2 protein-coding genes are annotated in these 6547 nt (G+C 67.3%); both read left to right on the top strand.

Annotated features, from left to right (window positions below; translation table 11 throughout):
* The first annotated feature begins 600 nt into the window (after positions 1 to 600).
* Positions 601 to 1884: an ACP S-malonyltransferase gene (gene fabD / locus K2F54_RS18225; RefSeq protein WP_308287734.1), complete on the top strand. Its 1284-nt coding sequence runs from the start codon at positions 601 to 603 to the stop codon at positions 1882 to 1884.
* A 12-nt stretch (positions 1885 to 1896) separates the two neighbouring features.
* Complete coding sequence (locus tag K2F54_RS18220) at positions 1897 to 6492, top strand: beta-ketoacyl synthase N-terminal-like domain-containing protein (protein WP_220607281.1); 4596 nt, start codon at positions 1897 to 1899, stop codon at positions 6490 to 6492.
* Positions 6493 to 6547: the final 55 nt, after the last annotated feature.

Raw genomic sequence — 6547 nt, 5'->3', positions numbered from 1 at the left:
GAGGTAGGCGGTGCCGGTGGGGTCCTCGAGGGCGTGGAAGAGCATGCCTTCCTGCAGCGGGGTGGGGTCGGCGATGTTGGCGATCGTCGAGCCGATGGCGCGCTGCTGCATCACATGCCTCACTGTTCATTGACAGGTCCGCGCGAGGGGCGATGGGCATCAACCGGATACGTCGGTGAGATCCCCCATGGACAGTCGCCCCCCGCGGCCGTCGAAGTATGGGTGTCAACCTACGGGGTAAAAACGCTCCTGTCCATCACGGCGCTGACAACGGCGCCCAGCCGGTTCGGAACACGACGGGTGCATGAATTCGGTGTGAACGCGAGACGGCGGTTGCGCTCCCCGTCGCGGGGCCTGGAGCATCCATGAAATGTGCCGGCGCAATAAAAAGGCTGGTGAAGGCTGGATCGACCGCGGCGATTTCCGGCGAAGCCGCAATTCGTCTACAAGTTCTTCGAGTCGAGTCGTGGTGTTTGACTGAGTATCCTCACAGACAGTAGGGTAACTCGACATGGGGTTCCATGCTCCAGGGGGTGCCGCGGGGATGGGAATCTACTTTCCATCCTGTGCGGAAACGATGCCATCAAGGGTCGTTGATGAATGTTCGCGAATGCGGATCTACGGGGGAATTTCGGCATGATCAAACGGGCATATCTTTTTTCCGGTCAGGGTTCTCAGTACCCCGGAATGGGTCGCGACATTGTCGGCAGTGATGCCGTGGCGGCGGCGACGTTCGCTGAGGCGTCCGAGGCGCTCGGCCTCGACGTTGAGGCGCTCTGCTTCGATTCCTCCGCTGAGGAACTCGCGCAGACCGCGAACACGCAACCGGCGATCCTGACCTACAGTGTTGCCCTCTACCGGGCCTGGACTGCGCGAACGGGCATCGCCCCTGACGTCGCCGCGGGCCACAGCCTGGGCGAGATCAGCGCGTTGACCGCCGCTGGAGTCCTGCCCTTCGCCGACGCGGTGCGGCTCGCCCGCCGCCGTGGACAGCTCATGCAGGAGGCGGTCCCCGCTGGTCGCGGTTTGATGCTCGCCGTTCAAACCCGGGACCACACGACGGTCCAGGAACTCTGCGAACGTGCCGCAGATGACACACACGAGGTCGTCAGCATCTCCAACTACAACTCGAACACGCAGGTCGTCGTCGCTGGTGGCCGCTCGGCGGTCCTCGCCGTTCAGGACAAGCTCGACGCCGCCGACATCCGCTCCGTGCTGCTCAACGTCAGCGTGCCGTTCCACTGCGCGCTCATGGAGGATGTTGTCGAGCCGCTTCGAGAGGAGCTCGGCCGGATCATCCTTTCCGAACCAGCGTTCCCCGTGCTCTCCAACGTCACCGGACGACCATACGGTTCAGCGGCCGATGTCACCGGTCTGCTCACGCGCCAGGTCGTCGAACCCGTGCGCTGGACCGACGATCTCCGGCACCTGCGGATGAACGGCGTCACCTTCGCCGTGGAGTTCGGCCCGGGCGACACCCTCACGAAGTTCATGCGCCACACCTACTCCGACATCCGCTCCTTCTCTCTGGACAAACCAGAGGGCCGCCGCGACGTCGAGCGGATGATCGAACGCACGACCTACCCGTTCGTGCCGCGCGCACTCGGCATGGCCGTCGCCACCCGGAACACCAATCCGGACAACGCCGCGTACACGGCGGGCGTCATCGAACCGTACCAACGCATCCGTCGGCTGGGAGCCGAGCTCGAGCGGGAGGGCCGCACCCCGACCCCTGACGAGGCGCGCACCATTCTCGCGCTGCTGTTGACCATCTTCCGCACCAAGGGCGTATCGCAGGCGGAGCAAGACGAACGGGTCGAGGAACTGATCCGGGATACTCGCACTGCGGAGATCTTTGCGGACGTCGACGTCACCGGACTCTGAGCGGTTCGACGCATGGACACCCCGGATTTCGACGCCCTTTTGGCCAACCTCGACGATGACCCCGAATTCCCGGCAGAGTCGGAGCGCATCGACATTGCCGTGATCGGCATCGCGGCCCGTGTCGGTGAGACCCGTTCTCCCGACGAGTTTTGGGAGGCTCTCGCCGGCGGGGTGGACCTCATCCGCGCCTTCCCCGACGAACGGCGCGCCGATGCGGACGAACTCGTGCGCGCCTCACTCGGCAGAGGCCTCTCCGAGGCGATCACGCCCTACGGCTATCTTGACGACGTCGACCGCTTCGACCCGGAGCGGTTCGTCCTCGCGCCGTCAGAGGCAGCCCTGATGGACCCGCATCAACGCCAGTTCCTGACCGTTGCGATGGAGTCAATCGAGGACGCCGGCTACGGCGGCGATGCCCTGCGCGGGTCGCGTACCGGCGTATACCTCGCCACTGCTCCGGCTCAGGGACTGTACACCGCAGGACTCGAACCGCGCGATGCGGCAGCTGCCGGCATGGCAGTGTCCGGTGGGCTCACCTCGATCATCGCCGGCCGGTTGAACCATCTCCTCGACCTCCGCGGACCGGCCCTGGTTATAGACACTGCGTGCTCGTCCTCCATGACGGCGATCGTCACCGCGTGCCGCGATCTGCGCGCCGGAGAGGTCGACACCGCCGTGGTGGGCGGCGCCAGGCTTACTCTCGTCCCGCCGGAAGAGAGTCGGGCGGGCTTCGGCATCGAGTCGGCCTCCGGACGGACGCGGACGTTCTCCGCCGACGCCGACGGCACCGGTGGTGGCGAAGGTGTCATTGCCTTCGTGTTGAAGCCGCTGGCGGCTGCGTTGTCGGCTGGCGACCACGTGTACGGAGTGATCCGCGGCGCAGCGCTCAACCACGACGGTGCCTCAGCGGCTGTCACCGCGCCGAACGCCGCAGCCCAGTCGGATGTGCTCCGTTCCGCCTGGCGGGACGCGGGGATCGACCCAACGACCATCGGTTACATCGAGGCGCACGGAACGGCCACCGAGCTAGGTGATCCTGTCGAGATCACCGGGATCACGGATGCCTTCGCCTCGTATACCGACCTCAAGGCGTTCTGCGGCATCGGCACCGTGAAAACCAACGTCGGGCACCTCGACGCCCTGTCCGGCGCGGCCGGTCTGCTCAAGGTTCTGCTGATGCTGCAGCACCGCCGCATCCCCGCCTCGCTGCATTTCACTGCACCGAACCCGGCCCTCGACTTGGCGGCGAGCCCGGTCTACGTCTGCGACCGGCTCACGGAGTGGTCCGGCCCCGGTCCGCTCCGGGCCGGCGTGAGTTCTTTCGGACTCAGCGGCACGAACGGGCACCTCGTGATCGAGGAGCCGCCGGTCGCGGCACCGCGCGCCGCTGAGGTCCCGGTCACCACGGCCGTCCCGCTCGCCGCACAGTCACCGGCCGCTCTCCGGGCCGCCGTCCTGGCCCTGCGGGATGAACTCACCGCCAAGCCCCACCTCCGACCGGCCGACATCGGCTTCACCCTCAGCGTCGGCCGCTCGGCCTTCGACCACCGGGTGTGCTTCGTCGCGGACTCCGCCCCAGCCCTGCTCTCCCTCGCCGATCGGTTCCTTGCCGGGCACAGTCACCCACGCATCCACCATGCTCGGGTGCGGGTGAGCGCCACCGCGGGTCCAACGGACCCCAGCGCCATCGACCTCGAACGGGAGCGGGAACTCACACGCGACGCGTCGACGCTCTGTGAGAAGGTCGCCGCCACTGCCGCTCCGGCCGACCGCTCGACCCTCGACCGGCTCGCGGATCTGTTCGTCGGCGGCGCGCGCGTGCCATGGGCCCGCCTGCACAGCGGCCGCGACGTGCGCCGGCTCAGCTTCCCGGCCTACGAGGGTTCGCCCCGGCGAGTCTGGCGCCCGGCGGGACCCTCCGTCGCCGCGGCGGGAATCTCGGTCTTGCACCCGCTGGTCCACCGGCACGTCGTCGAGGGCCGCGACCTCGACGTCTTCGAATCCGAGTTGACCGCGGCGACGACCTTGGAACTCGGTGAGCACGTCATCAACGGGCAGCATGTGCTCGTCGGCACCGCCGTCATCGAGATGGCCACTGTTGTCGCGTCCCGTCTCCTCGGCGGGCGCGTCGTTCTCAGCAACCTGCACTATCGTGACCCGCTTGTCACGCACGGCGCGGAGACCCGGCTGCTGCAGTGTGTCGCCACTCGCCAGGACGACGTGCTCACCCTCGAGTTCCGCAGCCGACTTGTCGGCACCCGCACCTGGGTCGAGCACTGCCGCGCAGACGCGCGAATGATGCGGCCCGACGAACGACCGGACGAGTACATCGACATCGCTCGGCTGCGCACCGTTTACGACGCCGTGGGGGAGTCCGTCTCATACTTCCGCGAGATGGTGCAGACGGAGGGCGCCCACTGGCGGTCCTCCCGCGAACTGTTCTACGGTCCGGGCGGGGAGGCGCTGCTGCGTTTCTCGGCCGATCCGGAAACCTCGCGACTGAAGAAGCACTACACGCTGTTTCCACCCATCCTCGACTCCGGAGTGAATCTCGGGCTGCTGCGGGAGTCTGAACCGTTCCTACCGCTCGCGTTCGGCCGCGCAGTCTTCGCCGAGGACCTCCCAGACGAGGGGTACTCGTGGATCGTGCCGGTGGGGGACCTCCCGGCCGGCACCGACGTGCGCAGCTATGACATCAGTTTCACAGACCTCGACGGTCGTGTCATCGGCCGCGTGGAGAGGTATTCGGTGAGCCGGGTGAAGGACCCCGGCACCTTTCTGCGCGCTGACGACAGCACCCCGAGCCTCCACATCCTCGACTGGCGGGCCGTGCCGGCGGGGGATTTGGTCCCAGCCGGGAGCATGCTGCTCTCCGGCGACGCAGAGACGATCGGTCAGTTCGCCGAACTCCTCGAGCCGCGGGTGCCCACCGTCGTCACGATGCCGGATGCCTGGGGCACCGATCAGGCGAGCGTGTGGTGGTCGGACAGGATCGACAAGGACAACATCGCACGCATCGTCCATGTCCTCCCCGTACTGCCGGACTCCGACGCCGACCGCACTGAGCATGTGCTGCGCCCGGTGTTCAGGATGGTCACCGCGCTTGCCCGCGCCTCGTTGAGGTCCCCGGTCGACATCGTCCTTGTGACCCGGCACGGCCAGGCAGTGCGGCCGGGCGAACCTGTTGACGCGGACGCACGTGCCGTCGCGGCCGCCGCGCTCTGTTTTGCTGTCGAGTACCCGAACCTGCGCCTACGGGTCGTCGACACCGACTCAGCGACGACAGCGGCCGAGATCATCGCCGTGTTCGGCACCGTTCCAGCCCGCCGCATCATGGCGTTGCGCGGCGGTACCTTGCACGAGCAATCGCTTGTCCCAGCACCGGCCGGTGACGGTACCAACGTGCTCGACGATATCTCTGGCCTCGTTGTCGTCTCGGGCGGGCTCGGCGGGATGGCTCTGGCCTTCGCCGACAGGCTCACTGAGAGCGGCGACGACGTCACCGTTGCCCTTCTCACCCGTTCGTGCGACGACACCGACCCCGACGGGCTGCCAGAGCAGCTCGAGCGGCGCCTCGCCGCGACCGGCGGACGCCGCGAGCGGATCCTTGTGCGTCGGGCCGACGTGACGGACGAGGTCGCGTTGGAACGCTGCCTCGACGCCTTGCGTGCCGAGCACGGCCCGATCGTCGGCGTCCTGCATACGGCAGGTCTCGCCGGCGACGGCTTCGCCATCACCAAGGACTGGGACGCGTTTGCGGACGTTCTCGGCCCGAAGACGACGGGAACACGGCTGCTCGAACGTCACACCGATGCCGACCCGCTGCGTTTCTTCGCCCTCTGCTCGTCCCTGACCGGCGTCATCGGCGCCCCCGGGCAAAGCGACTACGCCGCGGCGAACGCCTACCTTGACGCCACGGCAGCCCGGCTGCGCGCGGCCGGCCGACCGGCCGTGTCGATCGACTGGACGGGCTGGAGCGAGTCGGGCATGGCGCATCGACACGGGATCACCGGTGAGGGTTTCATCGCCTCTTTCGTCGACGACAAGGACGGCGTCGATTTACTCGCCGCCGCCATCGCCACACCCGCAGCGCAGGTGATCGCCGCCCGTTTCCTGCCTGACGAGGTCGCGCGTCAGCGGGCAGACCTGGAAGCCGTTCTCGACGTTTCCTCTGTCGCACCTGCCGTTGTGACGGAGACCGCACCGCGGCGGCGCGCGGCTCGCGGCCGAGACGTCCACGTCAACGGCCTCGCCGGTCGTGAACTCGAACCCATCGAGCGTGACGTCGTCGAGGTGTGGTGTTCGACCCTCGGCACCGACGAGGTGGGCATGAACGATCAGTTCTTCGAGACGGGTGGCAACTCGCTGCTGGCCTCGCGGCTCCAGCTCGATCTCGATGCGCGCTTCCCCAACACCGTCAACATCGCCGATATCTTCAGCTACCCCAGCGTCGCGCTGCTGAGCGCCTTCATCACCTCCAGGGTTGCACCGCCAGCCGAGGTGATCCCTCCGGTTGCGGCGTCCGACTCAGACGACACAGCTCTGTCCGATCTCCTCGACGCGTTCCTGACTGGTCGTGTCGACATCGATGCGGTCATCGATCGATGACTCACCGGCCCATCCCCTCCCATTCCCATCCCCTCCGCACAAAGAGAGCGTCGTA

The organism is Cryobacterium inferilacus (assembly GCF_019599185.1).
GTDB lineage: Bacteria > Actinomycetota > Actinomycetes > Actinomycetales > Microbacteriaceae > Cryobacterium > Cryobacterium inferilacus.
The sequence above is the reverse complement of the archived record's forward strand: the minus strand, read 5'-3'. Positions and strand labels throughout refer to the sequence as shown.